This window comes from Vibrio sp. 10N.261.55.A7, from assembly GCF_002877365.1.
Taxonomy (GTDB): domain Bacteria; phylum Pseudomonadota; class Gammaproteobacteria; order Enterobacterales; family Vibrionaceae; genus Vibrio.
Map to the genome: position 1 here is coordinate 1 of NZ_MCWZ01000087.1, position 17,070 is coordinate 17,070.

Consider the following 17,070-nt stretch of genomic DNA (forward strand, 5'->3'; position numbering starts at 1 on the left):
AAGTCGCGATGAACCAAATAAAAGCCTAGCTTATAGCTAGGCTTAACATGATGAATTATACACTATTTTCTATCTTATATATAGAGTGTGATATAAGTCCTATCCTCGACTGGAAAATGAAAGAAGTGTCCCAGCTCCGATAAAAACACCACCCGTCAACTTATTAAAGAGTTTTGCTCGACCTTTTGCCATCAGCCAGCTAGAAGATTTATTACCCAATTTGACATACAACATTAACCAGGAAAATTCGAACACCACAAATGTTGAGCTAAAGATTAAATATTGGATCATCATATTGGAACTGGCATCAATAAACTGAGGAAAAAGAGCGCTGAAAAATAAAATAGCCTTGGGGTTGCTTGCACCGACAATAAACCCACTAACAAAATGACCATGGCTTTTTAAGGCCGTTTCGTCAGAGCCTTTATCCAGCTGATAATCTTCCTGAGATGAACGAAAAGACTGAACGCCTAAATAGACTAAGTAAGCAGCGCCTGTCCATTTGATAACGTTAAAGAGCATCTCAGACGAGGCTACGATAACGCCGAGTCCGACAAAGGAGAACGTCAATATAGAGGTGATCGCAACTAAACTGCCAAGTGCGGTGTAGAAACCGGCTTTCCTACCGTGAGATATTCCTTTCGTCATGCAGAGCAATGAACTAGGGCCAGGTGAAGCAGTTAATACCAGTACCGCGAGCAGATATACAATCCATGTATCAAATGTCATTAGCAACTCCTTTGCTATTATTTACTGAATCTTAGTCATCTAATTGACCAGAAAACGCTCGAAATGTAAACCTTGTTGAGTATTGCTTAAGCCACAAACAAAAAACCGAGCCACTAGGCTCGGTTTTTAATTTCAATCAAACTAATGATTATTCAGTGTCTGACTCTGTAGCATCAGCATCCGTCGAAGGTGAATCGCCTTCAGTTGGTGCCGTCGCTTCATTGGTCAATTCCGTAGCGTCTTCTTCCGAAAGCTCAGCTTCTTCGACTTCATCGATACGTTGAAGACCAACAACATTTTCGTCTTCAGCCGTACGAATCAGCGTAACACCTTGTGTATTACGACCTACTTGGCTCACTTCAGAAACGCGTGTACGAACGAGAGTACCTGCATCGGTGATCATCATCATCTCATCGCCTTCTTCAACCTGAACAGCACCTACAACAGGGCCATTACGGTCAGAGACTTTGATAGAAACAACACCTTGAGTAGCACGACCTTTCGTCGGATATTCAGCTAACTCAGTACGCTTACCGTAACCATTTTCAGTAACCGTTAGGATCTCACCTTCGTTCGAAGGAACAATCAGTGAAACTACCTGATCGTCTTCCGCCAGTTTCATACCACGAACACCAGCAGCTGTACGTCCCATAGCACGAACTTTATCTTCACTAAAGCGAACCACTTTACCCGCTTTAGAGAACAGCATGATGTCGCTGTCACCGTTCGTGATATCAACACCAATCAGTGAATCATCGTCACGTAAGTTCACTGCGATTAGGCCGTTAGCACGTACGTTAGCGAATTGATCAAGAGACGTCTTCTTAACCGTACCATCGCCTGTTGCCATGAAGATGAATTTCTCGTTTGAGAATTCAGAAACAGGCAGGATAGCGGTAATACGCTCACCTTCTTCAAGAGGAAGAATGTTAACGATAGGCTTACCACGAGCAGTACGACTAGCCAATGGTAGTTGGTATACTTTCAGACGGTATGTCTTACCACGCGTAGAGAAACATAAGATATTATCGTGAGTATTCGCAACAAGCAGACGCTCGATGTAATCCTCATCCTTCATCTTAGTGGCACTCTTACCTTTACCACCACGACGCTGAGCTTCGTAATCGCTTAAGATTTGATACTTAACGTAACCTGCGTTAGAAAGCGTTACTACAACGTCTTCACGTGCAATAAGTTCTTCCATATCGATATCGTGAATCGCAGCGGTAATTTCAGTGCGACGCTCATCACCAAAGTTTTCACGAACAAGCTCTAACTCTTCACGGATAACTTCCATCAAGCGCTCAGTGCTTGCAAGGATATGCATTAGCTCTGCAATTTCATCAAGTAGCGCTTTATACTCATCCAGAATCTTCTCATGCTCTAGACCCGTTAGGCGGTGTAGGCGAAGTTCTAGAATCGCTTGAGCTTGAGTTTCCGTTAGGAAGTACTGTCCATCACGGATACCAAACTCATCTTCAAGCCAATCAGGACGAGCAGCATCAGTACCAGCACGCTCTAGCATTGAAGCAACATTGCCAAGGTCCCAACCACGAGACACTAAACCTACTTTTGCATCTGCAGGTGTTGGTGCGTTCTTGATCAGTTCGATGATCTCGTCAATGTTTGCAAGTGCTAACGACAGGGCTTCAAGGATATGAGCACGATCGCGAGCTTTACGAAGTTCAAAGATAGTACGACGAGTCACAACTTCACGACGGTGATCCACAAAGCACTTCAACATGTCTTTCAGGTTGAATAGCTGAGGTTGACCATTATTCAGCGCAACCATGTTCACGCCAAATGTCGTTTGTAGCTGAGTTTGAGAGTAAAGGTTGTTTAGAACCACTTCACCCACAGCATCACGCTTACATTCAATAACAATACGCATGCCGTCTTTATCAGACTCATCACGCAATGCACTAATACCTTCCACTTTCTTATCTTTAACAAGCTCAGCAATCTTTTCGATCAATCGAGCTTTGTTCACTTGATAAGGAATCTCAGTGACAATAATGGTTTCTTTACCATTCTTCTCTTCTTCGATATTAGCTTTAGAACGCATGTAAATCTTACCGCGTCCCGTTTTGTAGGCGTCGACAATACCTTTACGGCCACTGATCAATGCTGCCGTTGGGAAATCAGGACCAGGAATGTAGTCCATCAACTCATCGATAGTAATGTCTTCGTTATTAATCAGCGCTAGACAACCATCAATCACTTCCGTCAAGTTATGCGGAGGGATATTAGTTGCCATACCTACTGCGATACCTGAAGCACCGTTCACCAATAGGTTTGGAATCTTGGTTGGAAGAACCGCTGGGATCTGCTCGGTACCATCATAGTTTGGTACGTAGTCCACCGTTTCTTTTTCAAGGTCAGCTAATAGCTCATGGGCAATTTTTGCCATACGAACTTCGGTATAACGCATCGCCGCCGCTGAATCGCCATCGATAGAACCAAAGTTACCTTGGCCATCAACTAGCATATAGCGTAGTGAAAACGGTTGAGCCATACGAACAATCGTGTCGTACACTGCGCTATCACCATGTGGGTGATATTTACCGATTACGTCACCTACCACACGGGCAGATTTTTTATATGATTTGTTCCAATCATTGCCTAATACATTCATCGCGAATAAAACGCGGCGGTGTACTGGTTTCAGGCCATCACGCACATCTGGAAGAGCTCGACCAACGATGACTGACATCGCATAGTCAAGGTAAGAACTTCTCAGTTCGTCTTCTATGTTTACGGGCGTGATCTCTTTAGCTAGATCGCTCATAGAGCCATTATCCCTCTATATTTTGATCGTATAATTATACGTACAAGGTCGGAAAATATAACACACTATTAGCCTATTCGGCATCTCTTTCCCCCTCCTTTTATCATGTTGTGAGCTTGGTTGTGAATCAAGTGCTGAGAATTTGCTCGCTTCAATGGTACTTGATTGATTAATGGTTAAATTTTACCCACCCAGATAAGAAAAACACCTGTCCCCTAGTCTCTTTTATAGATGTGGTTATAATGCAGTCAGACTTTAGGATTTGAACGAAGTATGGATTATGACGACAAAACAGAATGTAGACCCAAGTGAAATTAAAAAGTTTGAAGACATGGCTTCAAGATGGTGGGATTTGGAAGGGGAATTTAAGCCTCTGCATCAGATCAATCCACTCCGTCTTAACTACGTTCTAGAAAAATCGAACGGTTTGTTTGGTAAAGAAGTATTAGATGTCGGTTGCGGTGGCGGAATCCTTGCTGAAAGTATGGCGAAAGGAGGCGCAATCGTGACGGGTTTGGACATGGGTAAAGAACCATTAGAGGTTGCCCGTTTACACGCTCTTGAAACGGGTACGAAACTCGATTACATCCAAAGCACCATAGAAGATCACGCTAACGAAAATGCTGGAAAGTATGACGTTGTGACGTGTATGGAGATGCTAGAACATGTTCCAGATCCGCTTTCTGTCGTGAAATCCTGTTCAGCTCTCGTCAAGCCCGGCGGACATGTCTTTTTCTCGACACTAAACCGTAACCTTAAATCTTATCTCTTCGCGATTGTTGGGGCTGAAAAGCTACTAAAGATTGTTCCTGAAGGGACTCATCATCACGAAAAATTTATTCGTCCATCAGAACTGATTAAAATGGTTGATCAAACGGATCTCATTGAGCACGGAATTACTGGGCTTCATTACAATCCGCTCACAGACTGTTACAAACTGGGCTCTAACGTCGACGTAAATTACATCGTTCACACGAATAAATCGCGTTAAATCACATTTATCGTACCAGAGGTGACATTGAATCTGTGTCACCTTCTTAGACAACTTTTGCACACATTCTGTGCGTTTGATTCCATTTTGAACAGCCAGATTTAAGCTCCCTATTTTACGTAAAGATCAAGGAAAATATTTTCGTTTCTGGTTATGAATAAACCGATTACATAACGGTAACTTTCGACAGTCTCGCCAGTTCTTTCTTCATCAGTTAGTGCCCACTTACAGTTTTTTTTATTTTTGTCACTTATCCACAACTCATACAAGATCTCTGCCTTGATAAAATGCATCTATAGCACTATCTTGTAACCCACACGACGAAGCACCCCTATATGTTGTGTTTTACACTACAATATATAGGGAGAGTTTGATCACAAAGCCAGTAAGATAATTTATAAAAATTACGTAGGAATATGGCTTTTATCAGTTTTGTTAGGGAACGAAATCAGAATGAATCAACAACTCACTGTCACTAAACGTGATGGACGTAAAGAAAGTATAGATCTCGAGAAGCTACACCGCGTGATCACATGGGCAGCAGAAGGCCTCCATAATGTCTCAGTTTCACAAGTAGAATTAAAAGCGCACATTCAATTCTACGATGGCATTACAACCTCAGACATCCATGAAACCATCATCAAGTCTGCTGCGGATTTAATCTCAGAAGAAACGCCCGATTACCAATATCTGGCCGCTCGCCTTGCTGTTTTCCATTTACGTAAGAAAGCTTATGGCCAATATGAGCCACCTAAGCTTTATGATCACGTATCTAGCCTGGTTGGATCGGGTAAGTATGATCGCCACTTATTGGAAGATTATACAAAGGCTGAGTTCGATGAGTTAAATGACTATATCGATCACAAGCGCGACCTTAACTTTTCATACGCTGCTGTTAAGCAACTTGAAGGTAAGTACTTTGTGCAGAACCGTGTTTCTGGACAAATTTTTGAGAGCGCTCAATTCCTCTATATTCTGGTTTCAGCTTGCCTATTCGCAAACTACCCAAGAGAAACTCGTCTTAGCTACATCAAACGCTTCTACGACGCGACGTCTACATTTAAGATTTCTCTGCCAACGCCAATTATGGCGGGTGTACGAACTCCTACTCGTCAATTCAGCTCGTGTGTACTAATTGAATGTGGCGATAGCTTAGATTCTATCAACGCAACAGCTAGCTCTATTGTACGTTACGTATCTCAACGTGCTGGTATTGGTATCAATGCCGGTCGTATTCGTTCGCTAGGCTCTGAGATTCGTGGTGGTGAAGCGTTCCACACTGGCTGTATTCCATTCTACAAATACTTCCAAACAGCCGTAAAATGTTGTTCTCAAGGTGGTGTTCGTGGCGGTGCAGCGACAGTGTTCTACCCACTATGGCACGGAGAAGTTCAGTCTCTATTAGTACTGAAAAATAACCGTGGCGTTGAAGAGAACCGTGTTCGTCACATGGACTACGGCGTACAGCTGAACAAGCTTATGTACTCTCGTCTTGTTCAAGGTGGCAACATCAGCCTGTTCTCACCTTCAGACGTACCTGGCCTTTACGATGCGTTCTTCGAAAACCAAGAGCGTTTTGAAGAGTTATACGTTAAGTACGAAAACGATCCTTCAGTGAAGCGTGAAACGGTTAAAGCCGTTGAGCTTTTCTCTCTGCTAATGCAAGAGCGTGCTTCTACTGGTCGTATCTACATTCAGAACGTTGACCACTGTAATACACACAGCCCATTTGATTCTGAAGTTGCACCTGTTCGTCAATCGAACCTATGTCTAGAAATCGCGCTACCAACTAAGCCGCTTTCTAACGTAGAAGATGACGAAGGTGAAATTGCACTATGTACACTTTCTGCGTTCAACCTTGGCGCAATCAAGGAACTCGACGACTTAGCTGAACTTTCCGATCTAGTGGTTCGTGCACTTGATGCACTGCTTGATTACCAAGATTACCCGCTTCCAGCAGCACGCAAGTCGACAATGAACCGTCGTACTCTTGGCGTGGGCGTAATCAACTACGCATACTACCTAGCGAAGAATGGTGTTAAGTACTCTGATGGCAGCGCAAATGGTCTGACTCACCGTACTTTTGAAGCCATTCAATACCACTTGCTAAAAGCGTCTGTTGAACTAGCGAAAGAGCAAGGCAGATGCCCATCTTTCCACGAGACCAATTACGCGAAAGGCCTACTGCCAATCGATACCTACAAAAAAGATGTCGATTTAGTCAGTGAAGAACCGCTGCATTACGATTGGGATTCTCTACGTGAAGAGATCATGGAGCACGGTCTACGCAACTCAACGCTGACAGCACTGATGCCTTCTGAGACTTCGTCTCAAATCTCGAACGCGACTAACGGTATCGAGCCACCACGTGGTTACGTATCAGTGAAAGCATCGAAAGACGGCATCCTGAAGCAAGTGGTTCCAGATTTCCTAAATCTTAAAGAGAACTACGAGCTACTTTGGAACATTGGTTCTAACGATGGTTACCTACACCTAGTGGGTATCATGCAAAAATTCGTTGACCAAGCTATCTCTGCAAACACTAACTATGATCCAAGTGTTTACGACAGCGGTAAAGTACCAATGAAGAAGCTGCTTCAAGACCTACTAACAGCGTACAAATACGGTGTTAAGACGCTTTACTACCATAACACTCGTGATGGTGCTAAAGACGACCAAGGCGATGCAGTTCAAGTGCCGGAAGAAGATTGTGAAGGCGGCGGTTGTAAGATCTAAACCGCAATAAACATTAAGACCCCAGAGAAGAGTTATCTTCTCTGGGTTTAAAGCATTAACAGGGTCCGTTTTATGACGGGTCTTTAAAGGATTTGAGGCATTTATGGCTTACAGTACTTTTTCTCAACAAAAAAATGACCAACTAAAAGAACCAATGTTCTTGGGTCAGTCGGTAAACGTTGCACGTTACGATCAACAAAAATTCGAAATCTTCGAAAAGCTTATCGAGAAGCAACTTTCTTTCTTCTGGCGTCCAGAAGAAGTCGACGTGTCTAGCGACCGTATCGACTACAACAAGCTTCCTGAGCATGAAAAGCACATCTTCATCTCTAACTTGAAGTACCAAACACTTCTAGATTCAATCCAAGGCCGCAGCCCTAACGTTGCCCTACTTCCATTGGTATCTCTACCAGAAGTGGAAACTTGGATTGAGACATGGTCTTTCTCTGAAACCATTCACTCTCGTTCTTACACGCACATCATCCGTAACATCGTGAATGATCCAGGCGTAGTATTTGACGACATCGTTGAAAACGAAGAAATTCTGAAGCGCGCTAAAGACATCGCTTTCTACTACGACGACCTAATCAAGCTAACGGCTGACTACCACCGCTACGGTGAAGGCAACCACAGCATCAACGGCGAAGACGTTAAGATATCTCTTCATGACTTGAAGAAGAAACTTTACCTATGTCTAATGTCTGTAAACGCACTAGAAGCGATTCGTTTCTACGTAAGTTTCGCATGTTCATTTGCATTCGCTGAACGTGAGCTAATGGAAGGTAACGCGAAGATCATCAAGCTAATCGCTCGTGATGAAGCACTTCACCTTACTGGTACACAGCACATGATCAACTTGCTACGTAACGGTCAAGATGATTTCGAATTCATGCAGATCGCTGAAGAGTGCAAGCAAGAGTGTTTCGACCTATTCAAAGAAGCAGCAGAGCAAGAGAAAGAGTGGGCAGAATACCTATTCAAAGATGGCTCTATGATTGGTTTGAACAAAGACATTCTTTGCCAATATGTTGAATACATTACCAACATCCGTATGCAGGCGGTTGGTCTAGGTACAGCTTACCCAGAAGCAACATCGAATCCAATCCCATGGATCAACGCTTGGTTGTCTTCAGACAACGTACAAGTTGCTCCACAAGAAGCAGAAATCAGTTCTTACCTAGTTGGTCAAATTGACAATGAAGTGAACGCTGATGACTTTGAGGATTTCGAACTCTAATGGCTCAACTTAAGATCAACAAACTTACTACGATTGAGTCTAACTCCTCGAACACTCTTTTAGAGTCACTTGAGCTTGCAGGGCTTGAGCCGGAATACAATTGTCGTGATGGGCATTGTGGTGCCTGTCGATGCACTTTAGAATCAGGTGAAGTTGAGTTTGTTGGTTTTGCTATGGCTTATACAGAAAAGAAAGAGATTTTGCCCTGTATTTGTAAAGCCAAAAGCAATGTTGAACTATCCAATGTTCGTTATCGAATCAAAGAGAAACGCGCTTAGAAATGGGTGAATAGAACCCATAAGGTCAGCTAAAAGCTGGCCTTTTTTATTCCTTCTAGAAAAGAATCTGCCGTGAACATCGAAACAGGTTTATCCGCAATCTCTCTTCCGTCATCATCAAACAAAGATAGGCGATACCCTTGGGCTGACGGGCAGCTATCATCACTGGGTGCGTGCAACCAATCAGATGCAACATCGCAACTTTCACTGTTAAAAGCTTCACCTAACACAACTTTTTGGCTTGCTACTTGATACCACACTAAGATTTTCGATTGAGGAAACATGCTAACCTCCTTGATAGAATGTTCGAGCGAGATGTTAGTGTACAAGTAATAATCAGCATTGATAGCCTCAAAAATGGGACAATTTACCGCCACATTGAAAATCATCGACTTACATTTAGACGATTTACTTATAAGAAATAAATCTAGGACGGCCTAGGTTATAAGTTTTAGTTTCATCACTTTATTACTGAACGCCGAACGGTCTCTGTTTGACAAAGGCTACTTTTGATATAAGTAGCCCAATAAGTCTTTGATTAGATTAACGAGGTGGGAATAAACATATCTTTGAGGCATTTGACTGAGCTGTACTGAATGACCATCGTCTTGCCAGAAAGATAGCGTCGAAGCATATCTGCGGCAATCGTTGAAATGAGCTCTTTCTGTTCATCCAAGCTGTATTTACGATTAAATTGAAGTGTCTGTCCCCACTCCCCTTTGGCCGTTGAGAGCGCTATCGAAAACTGATCATCATCGAGCTTTCCAGTAACCAACGCGATGTCAGTGGCGCATTTTTCTCTCGTTGCTCCCGCTAAAGCGAATGTCGCGGCTAAAGGGTTTTGCTCTTGGCTAGAGACATCAAGGGAGCTGCTCATTATCCATGAGTGACCACAGTATGGGTTAGCGTGTTCGTTCGAGTGTAGCCAATTTGACAACCAACCGTGCGTAGACTGCTCTGAAATTGATATCGATTGTTTTTTCTCGGCAATAAGGTGGCCTAGATGATCAAGCATATTCTCATCGACACTCACAACATTGGATTCGATGAGACTGTAAATCATTTGTAAAATTCGCACTCTCGTCTCGAGGTCTTCTGTTGGAGCGAACAGTTTCACTTCGATAAATGGAAGATACGAACGGTAACCAATCATATACCCCTTAGGCAATTGCAATTTATCGAGCTTATCTGATAAAACAGATTCAGAGGTTCCTAATGTATACAAACGGCTACAGCTATAACTTTCTTGGTCAGGATGACGTTGCTTAAGATCAGGCAGAATTTGAGTTTCAACCATCAATTCAAACTCTTTAGGGACACCTGGCGTAAAGTAAAATAGGCAATCATTGATGAGCATTTGAAAACCACAAGCGGTACCAATAGGGTTATCAATAATCTGAGCGCTACTTGGCAACATGGCTTGTTTCGTGTTGCTCTCAGGCATTGGCATACCGCGAGAGCTAAAAAAAGCTTCTAATGTCTTCAGCCACTCGGGAAAAAGAACAAGCTCCTCATCAGAACACTCACCTGCAGCTTGAGCAGTCAGATCGTCACTTGTTGGGCCTAAACCACCATTAACAATAACAACATCACAATTGAAACTTAGCATCAGAATCTCTTCTTTAAGCGCCACTAAGCTATCGCCTACTGTGGACCTTTTGTACAAAGAAAAACCGTTAGCAAAAAAGAGTCGAGACATCCAGGCCGCATTCGTATCGACGATGTCACCGTATAACACTTCTTCCCCAGTGCTAAGCATTGCAATTTTTGTCATTCACTTTTCCTAAGTTTTGATGCTTTAATGTTTATCATCACATAGTTTACGCTAATTTATGTAGTGAAAATGGAACGTGTTAGAAAATAATCCTCATAAGCTCCTCAATTAGTTCAATTTGTGGTTCCTATTAGCGGCACTTTATAAGATAATTGTGATAAGGATCTTAAAATAATACTAATGGAGTAACCGTGCTAAAGAAAAACATCGCTGCAATGATGTTAACGTTTTCCGCCTGCGCAAACGCCAACAACTTTAACGTCAATCAACATATCGAGTTTTCCTACACGGTCAATTGCGAACAAAGTTACTGCTTTGAAGATAATACCTACTCTTATCAACCTAGCATCTTCCAGGAAGACCCATTTGCGCTCTCCCTGAAAGAGCCAGAACTCACCCTAGAAGAGCCTAGCCTGCCTAAATATCTTACTATCCAAGATGAGAAAGATTGGGCCTACTTAAGAGGTCAGACTTACACCATCTTAGGTTTAAGTGTTGCTACCGTCGGCTTAATGACCTTGCTCCCTGAATCCATCACTAAGTGGGATGAAGAGGATCGCGACATGAGTCAGCTCGGTAAGAAATGGAAAGATAATGTGAGTGCTGGCCCTGTTTGGGATCGCGATGAACATTTTCTCAACTACGTAATGCACCCATATTTTGGTGGTGTTTACTATACGGCCGCACGACACTCTGGCTTCAACGAGTTCGAATCGTTCCTATACTCCGCAGCTATGTCCACTTTCTTTTGGGAGATGGGTGTAGAAGCCTTTGCTGAAGTCCCTTCTTGGCAAGACATTTTCATCACACCATTCTTTGGTGCCGTCGTCGGTGAAATGATGTTTGAAGCAGAACAAGGTATTGTCCACAACGGTGGCGAGGTTTGGGGATCTCAAGGAATGGGGAGTTTTACTCTCTTCTTCCTAAACCCAGTAGGGCACATTCATGGTTGGGTAAGCGACGCTTGGGGCGGAAGTGCAGATTTCCAGTTCAGTACCACACCTTGGTTTAGTAACTCAAACGCCGCTCAGTTCGCAATGGATTCAGGTGCGTCTTATGACCGTCAGTTTTATGGTGTTGAGCTCAAGATTGGCTTTTAATTAATCGCCAGCAACATAGACTGCATCGTTCTAATTGAAAAGCGCCGAATACAAGGCGCTTTTTTTGTGCCCGAGCACCCGTTCTCACCAGTGACTTCTTCCTTTAATTCCAAAAATTGACATCCATCAAGTCTTTATTACTAATTGCTTCTACACTGAAACTATCAATTATTTTAATCACTTGGCGTAGGAGATCCATTATGAACACCACTTTTATCGTGAATTTTGTCGGGAAAGCCACGCCCGCAACCATTAAGCACTTAGCTTCTGTTACCCATGAAAATGATGGAAAATGGCTAATCAGTAAAGTGAACTTTATTGAAGACCAGGTTGCTGCCGTTATTAAAGTGCAACTACCAGAGAAAAGTGCAGATTTAGTAAAAAGCACATTCCAAGCTCATGATGGCCTCTTGGTGCAAATTGTAGATTCAGACGCCATACCTCATCGTGAAGACACCATCTTCCAACTTCGTCTAGACTCCAACGATCGTGCAGGAATCGTGAATGAGATTACTCATGTACTGGATGGTCAAGGAATCAGTATATTGGATATGGACTGCCAACGAGTCTTCGTCGCTGGCGGTGGTGGCGTGAGTTCAAGTCTATTTACTGCAAATATGGCAGTACGATTGCCGAGTGAAATGCAAATCGAGGATGTTGCAAACGAGCTTGAATCTTTAAGCAAGGACACTCGGGTCATTCTGGAAGCTTAAATCGCAACTAGCTATTGCTTCCTATTTTATAAGTAGTTTTCTAATGGATGATTAATCACAGTGATTGTGTCAGCTAAGATTGCTCTAAAGAATGTCGAGAGTTGATTGCAACTTACAGAATAAAATCGGACATGAGTGGCAATAAATATTATTGGAATGTCTCGCCCTAAAATACGTTGACAATTTTTAGTAAGCCAGTAACGTAAGTTGCTGACTTTTTTATGTACCTAATTTGGCGTGTTCATGCCTAGGCCAAGATGCGGCCTAATTTCGTTATAAGTATGTATCGATTATTCCACAAGCTTTCTTAATTCATCGATACCTTGGCATGAGTAAGTAAAACTCTTGTTTGAGGATACCGTTCACTCGCGCTGCTAATGCGTTTTGGTAACAATCATAGCCATCTGTCATAGATGGGGTTATGCCATGTTTTTTAAGTTTCTCTTGATAAGGGTTAGAGCAATATTGTAGCCCTCTATCTGAGTGATGGATCGTCGCATGACCATAACATCCAGTTTTTACAGTCATATCTAACGCCTTCACAACGTCGCTCGCTTTCATGTCATTACAAAGTTCATACCCCAAAATTCTGCGACTTAAGGCATCCATAACTAAAGGCATCCATAACTAAAGGTAAGTAGTGAACGCCCTCGTTCGACTGAACATAAGTAATGTCTCTTACAAGCACCTAACCGAGGCATGAAGCGTCTCAACTCAAGCCATACCCTTCACTGGTGCAAGTTCAGCCTGACGTGTTTTCTCGCGTCTCTCTCTGATAGACACTTTGACAAGATAATGAATAGCCACAGACATGATAGACGCCTTTTAGTTAGACAAAATAACTAACCAAGAGGTGCTTATGAACAGTAAAAGATATCCTGAAGAATTTAAAATTGAAGCCGTTAGGCTAGTGACTGAAAAAGGTCACAGTGTGGCTGATGTTGCCGCTCGTTTAGAGACAACTTCTCATAGTCTCTATACCTAGATCAAACGGTATGGTCCAGACTCCTATCTTCACCAAACCAAGTCCGATGAAAATGCAGAGATCCGTCGACTCAAAAAAGAACTGCAACGGATGACTGAAGTATGCCTTTATCAAAGCCAATACGCCTATCTGGGTTGCACTACGAATGTGCAGCATGCTTGACGTTCATCCAAGAGGTTTTTACGCATGGTTGAAGCATCCAGAAGGTAAACAAGAAAGGCGACGTAAGTATCTTCTCGGACTAATTAAGCAATTTTGGCTCGAATCTGGCTATGTTTATGGGTATCGAAAGATACATTGTGTCTTGCGAGATGAGAGCGAAATTTGTGGTATCAATCAAGTTCATCGCTTGACTAAACGAGAAGGACTGCAGTCCCAAAGAGGATCCCGAAAACCAAGAGCTAAATAGGGAACTGAGGACATTGTAACCCCAAACAAACTGGATAGAAACTTCAATCCACAAGCTCCAAATCAATCTTGTGTAACCGATATTACTTACATTAAAACTCATGAGGGTTGGCTCTACCTGGCTGTGGTCGTAGGCTTATTATCACGTAGGGTAATTGGTTGGTCTATGAAAAGCAGAATGACCAAAGAGCTTGCATTAGATGCACTACTAATGGCGATCTGGCGACGTTCACCGATAGACAATGTACTCGTGCATTCAGACCAAGGTAGCTAATATACAAGCCACGACTGGAGTTCCTTAATGAAGCAACACGGATTGGAAGGACGCATGAGCCGTCGAGGGAACTGCCATGGCAATGCTGTCGCAGAAAGTTTTTCCAACTATTGAAGAGGGAGAGGGTTAAACGAAAAACTTACTCTACGAGAGAAGATGCTCGAACCGATATCTTCGAGTACATCGAAATGTTCAACAGCGTAAATCGAAGGCATGGTTCCAATAATCAACTGTCACCTGTAGAGTATGAAAAGCAATATGAAAGAAGGCTAACTAGCGTCTAATTATGTTGTGGCTATTCAGTACATTTGAGTTGCTAAGCCCAGTTAAATATGGAAATATTAACCAAAATTTTATCTGCTGGACAACTAAAACAATGATTTACTGCTCAAAATTTAATACCTGTCATTCGTAAAAGTATATAGCTATACAAATGATTGTGGAGGGGGTCTAGCATATGAAAATGAATGTCTTAGTTCTAGATTTATTCGCACTGGACAGTAGAAAGCTAGCCCCATTAAAGTAGTAAAAAATAAAGTCTGAATGCTAAAGTTGTGTGGTAGTACTCTAAGAGCAGAAATTAAGTTGAAGTACTTTCTTTAAACAATAATCACACTCTCTATTTTCACATAAAAATATTAGATTGTGTTACATTTTTTTGTTATTTTCCTAAACCGTAAGAAAACAAAAACAATATTGTTAGCTTATTTTGGTTTTAACAATGGCAGCCCTAATATGAGTTACAGACAATTTATCTAGCGTCTTTCTAAGACAAGAATACACAACGGAAATAATTAATGAATACAAATTGGTTCTTTTACTTGATATTACCTTTAATATTACTATCTACCTATATTAAATTTAGTGGTGGCTCACAACAGCATTACATTGTACTTATTGGAGATAGTATAGCAGAGGGACATCCAGCATTGCATGGTCGTTTACATCCTGCCCCTTTGAATTTTGATGCAGATCAAGATTCCCAAGCCCTATCAAGCGCTTTCCACCCTGGTCTTATGATTTTTGATGCTGACTATAAATCTCAACCTGGCCAAATGAGTTATGAACTATCAAGCCACTTTGGTCTTCCCATCTTGAACCATGGTATTGGTGGGCAAACGACGACGGATATTCGAAATCGTTGGCCGCGAGATGTTCTACACAAGGTTTTTGACCCAGGAGATGGGAGAGGTAACATGACTATGAATTTTGATGGGGTATTGCCATATGCTGTTTACTTGCATGCTGGTATAAATGACATAGCTGAAGGTGCTAAATTAAATACAATTAAAGAAAACATGTTGTTTTTTGCTGCTTCGACAGAAACGAATGATATAAAACTAATCATTAACAATATCGGAGCATACTCCGACTATAGTATCGATATGATAGAGGTTGCCGAAAAGGTTAATGATTGGTTAATATCAGATTTAAGTAGTTCTTACTCACACATTACTATAGTTGACTATTTGGACTGGTCTTCAGATGGTACTGGAAATTATCGGCACCTAAAGAAAAATATGTTTGCTGACGTTATTCACCCAAATAAAGAAGGCTATAAACACTTTTCAGTGTATGCTGCTCAGTCACTAAGTTGGTTAAATCCAAAAGCCAAACAGTAATATTTACAACCTTCATTTCTCTGTTCTACTTAGTTATTCATATGGCATAGCATATGCATGTCTCCTCCTAAAATACGTTGACGATTTTGAGTAAGCCAGTAACGTAAGTTGCTGGCTTTTTTTATGTACCTTATTTGACGTGTTCATGCCTAGGCTAAGATGCAGCCTAATTTCGTTATAAGTATGTATCGATTATTCAACAAACCTTCTTAATTCATCGATACCTTGGCATGAGTTTTGCCCGTCCCCTCATAATTAATTATAAAAACAATGAGGGGATTCGCAAGAATGAAACGTCCCTATTGAGATCACATTCACTGAACAATTCTTGATAATCAGAAAACAAATCGGAACCATAATATATAAAACTGATCTGCTCCAGTCAGACTGGACACCGCATTAAGCGACATATTGTTTTTCAAAGTTAACTGGGCTTAGATACCCAAGAGCACTGTGCCTTCTTGTTCGATTGTAATCAACTTCGATGTATTCAAAAAGTGCCTGGCGTATCTCTTCTCGCGTCATTATCGGCTCGTATTGGACGGCTTCTACTTTCAGTGAATGGACAAAGCTTTCAACACAGGCGTTATCCCAGCAATTTCCCTTCCTACTCATACTTTGCTTTAGATTATGAGCTGCGATTAAGTCTCGGTAGTCTTTTGAGCAATATTGGCTGCCTCTATCGCTATGGATAATCACCCCTTCGGGCATGCCTCTACGGAACAATGCCATTGATAGCGCATCACAGACCAGAGTCGCGGTCATTCTGGTGCTCATTGACCAACCCACCACTTGCCGTGAGTACAAGTCGATAACAACGGCTAAATACATCCAACCTTCGCTTGTCGTTAGATAGGTAATATCTCCAGCCCATTTTTGGTTCGGTGCTGTCGCATTAAAGTCTTGCGCAAGCAAGTTCGGGGCAACAGGAAGCCTATGCTTACTGTCTGTTGTACATTGGAACTTACGGGCGGCCTTCGCGACTAAGTTTTGGCGCTTCATGCTCGCGGCTATGGTTTTTACATCATGTTTAATACCATTTTCTTCAAGTTCTTTTTGAATACGCCTTGCACCATCGCGTTCCTTTTTATCATCAAAGACTACTCGAACTTTGCTATCAAGCTGCTTTCGGTGTTCGTTACGTTGAGTGACTTTATGGCGATTATCAATCCAATAATAAAACCCACTTCGAGAAACCCCAAACACCTTAGCCATACGGACAATCCTATATTGCATCAGGTGTTCGAGCATAAACTCATAGCAATCTACTTTAGATTTTTCGCGAAGTAGGTGGCGGCCTTTTTTACGATATCTAACTCTTCAGCTTGCTCAGCCAATAATCGTTTGAGTTTGGCATTTTCAGTGGCGAGTTCTTTTTCTCTATCGCTGATTTTCGCGTCTTTTTTGACGGCCTTACGCCATCCATAGATTTGAG

At 42.1% G+C, this 17,070-nt stretch carries 11 protein-coding genes and 3 pseudogenes; 8 read left to right on the plus strand and 6 right to left on the minus strand.

Features of this window, described 5'->3' with window-relative positions; all coding sequences use genetic code 11:
• Positions 1-99: 99 nt before the first annotated feature.
• Both BCU12_RS06580 and gyrA read right to left on the minus strand, forming a co-directional pair.
• Positions 100-729: a LysE family translocator gene (locus tag BCU12_RS06580; protein WP_102403556.1), complete on the minus strand. Its 630-nt coding sequence runs from the start codon at positions 727-729 to the stop codon at positions 100-102.
• 250 nt (positions 730-979) lie between these two features.
• Positions 980-3,517, minus strand: a pseudogene (gene gyrA / locus BCU12_RS06585) (DNA topoisomerase (ATP-hydrolyzing) subunit A); the annotation flags it as partial.
• Between the two features lie 280 nt (positions 3,518-3,797).
• Here gyrA and ubiG point away from each other — a divergent pair.
• The 4 genes from ubiG to yfaE all read left to right on the plus strand — a co-directional run bounded on the left by ubiG (position 3,798) and on the right by yfaE (position 8,759).
• Complete coding sequence (gene ubiG, locus BCU12_RS06590; RefSeq protein WP_102403558.1) at positions 3,798-4,508, plus strand: bifunctional 2-polyprenyl-6-hydroxyphenol methylase/3-demethylubiquinol 3-O-methyltransferase UbiG; 711 nt, start codon at positions 3,798-3,800, stop codon at positions 4,506-4,508.
• Positions 4,509-4,961: 453 nt separating this feature from the next.
• On the plus strand, positions 4,962-7,244 hold the full coding sequence (gene nrdA / locus BCU12_RS06600; RefSeq protein WP_102403559.1) for a class 1a ribonucleoside-diphosphate reductase subunit alpha: 2,283 nt from the start codon (positions 4,962-4,964) through the stop codon (positions 7,242-7,244).
• Positions 7,245-7,347: 103 nt separating this feature from the next.
• Entirely contained in the window at positions 7,348-8,481 is a 1,134-nt protein-coding gene (nrdB, locus tag BCU12_RS06605; protein ID WP_102403560.1) for a class Ia ribonucleoside-diphosphate reductase subunit beta, read from the plus strand.
• On the plus strand, positions 8,481-8,759 hold the full coding sequence (gene yfaE / locus BCU12_RS06610) for a class I ribonucleotide reductase maintenance protein YfaE (protein ID WP_102403561.1): 279 nt from the start codon (positions 8,481-8,483) through the stop codon (positions 8,757-8,759). Before nrdB ends, yfaE begins: the two co-directional genes overlap by 1 nt.
• A 29-nt stretch (positions 8,760-8,788) precedes the next feature.
• Here yfaE and BCU12_RS06615 read toward each other — a convergent pair whose 3' ends face one another.
• Positions 8,789-9,043: a 30S ribosomal protein S6 modification protein gene (locus BCU12_RS06615; RefSeq protein ID WP_102403562.1), complete on the minus strand. Its 255-nt coding sequence runs from the start codon at positions 9,041-9,043 to the stop codon at positions 8,789-8,791.
• A gap of 254 nt (positions 9,044-9,297) precedes the next feature.
• Entirely contained in the window at positions 9,298-10,533 is a 1,236-nt protein-coding gene (locus BCU12_RS06620; protein WP_102403563.1) for a CinA family nicotinamide mononucleotide deamidase-related protein, read from the minus strand.
• A 191-nt stretch (positions 10,534-10,724) separates the two neighbouring features.
• Here BCU12_RS06620 and BCU12_RS06625 point away from each other — a divergent pair, with 191 nt between their 5' ends.
• Complete coding sequence (locus BCU12_RS06625) at positions 10,725-11,633, plus strand: DUF3943 domain-containing protein (RefSeq protein WP_102403564.1); 909 nt, start codon at positions 10,725-10,727, stop codon at positions 11,631-11,633.
• 200 nt (positions 11,634-11,833) lie between these two features.
• Positions 11,834-12,346, plus strand: a complete 513-nt coding sequence (locus BCU12_RS06630) for an ACT domain-containing protein (protein ID WP_102403565.1) — start codon at positions 11,834-11,836, stop codon at positions 12,344-12,346.
• A 227-nt stretch (positions 12,347-12,573) separates the two neighbouring features.
• On the opposite strand, the pseudogene BCU12_RS06635 reads toward BCU12_RS06630, so the two are convergent.
• Positions 12,574-13,034 (minus strand): annotated as a pseudogene (locus tag BCU12_RS06635) (integrase core domain-containing protein); the annotation flags it as partial.
• Positions 13,035-13,205: 171 nt separating this feature from the next.
• Between BCU12_RS06635 and BCU12_RS06640 the strand changes: the two are divergent.
• Together BCU12_RS06640 and BCU12_RS06645 are read left to right on the plus strand one after the other, a co-directional pair.
• Positions 13,206-14,297: pseudogene (locus BCU12_RS06640) on the plus strand (IS3 family transposase).
• A gap of 513 nt (positions 14,298-14,810) precedes the next feature.
• On the plus strand, positions 14,811-15,635 hold the full coding sequence (locus BCU12_RS06645; protein WP_102403566.1) for a GDSL-type esterase/lipase family protein: 825 nt from the start codon (positions 14,811-14,813) through the stop codon (positions 15,633-15,635).
• Between the two features lie 399 nt (positions 15,636-16,034).
• Here the strand turns inward: BCU12_RS06645 and BCU12_RS06650 are convergent.
• Positions 16,035-17,070, minus strand: a protein-coding gene (locus BCU12_RS06650) for an IS3 family transposase (RefSeq protein WP_102403567.1) whose coding sequence is annotated in 2 segments (ribosomal slippage) — positions 16,035-16,942 and positions 16,942-17,070 — 1,037 coding nt annotated over the 2 segments. Because the reading frame shifts where the segments join, the coding sequence is not laid out codon by codon here. This gene is flagged as partial in the annotation.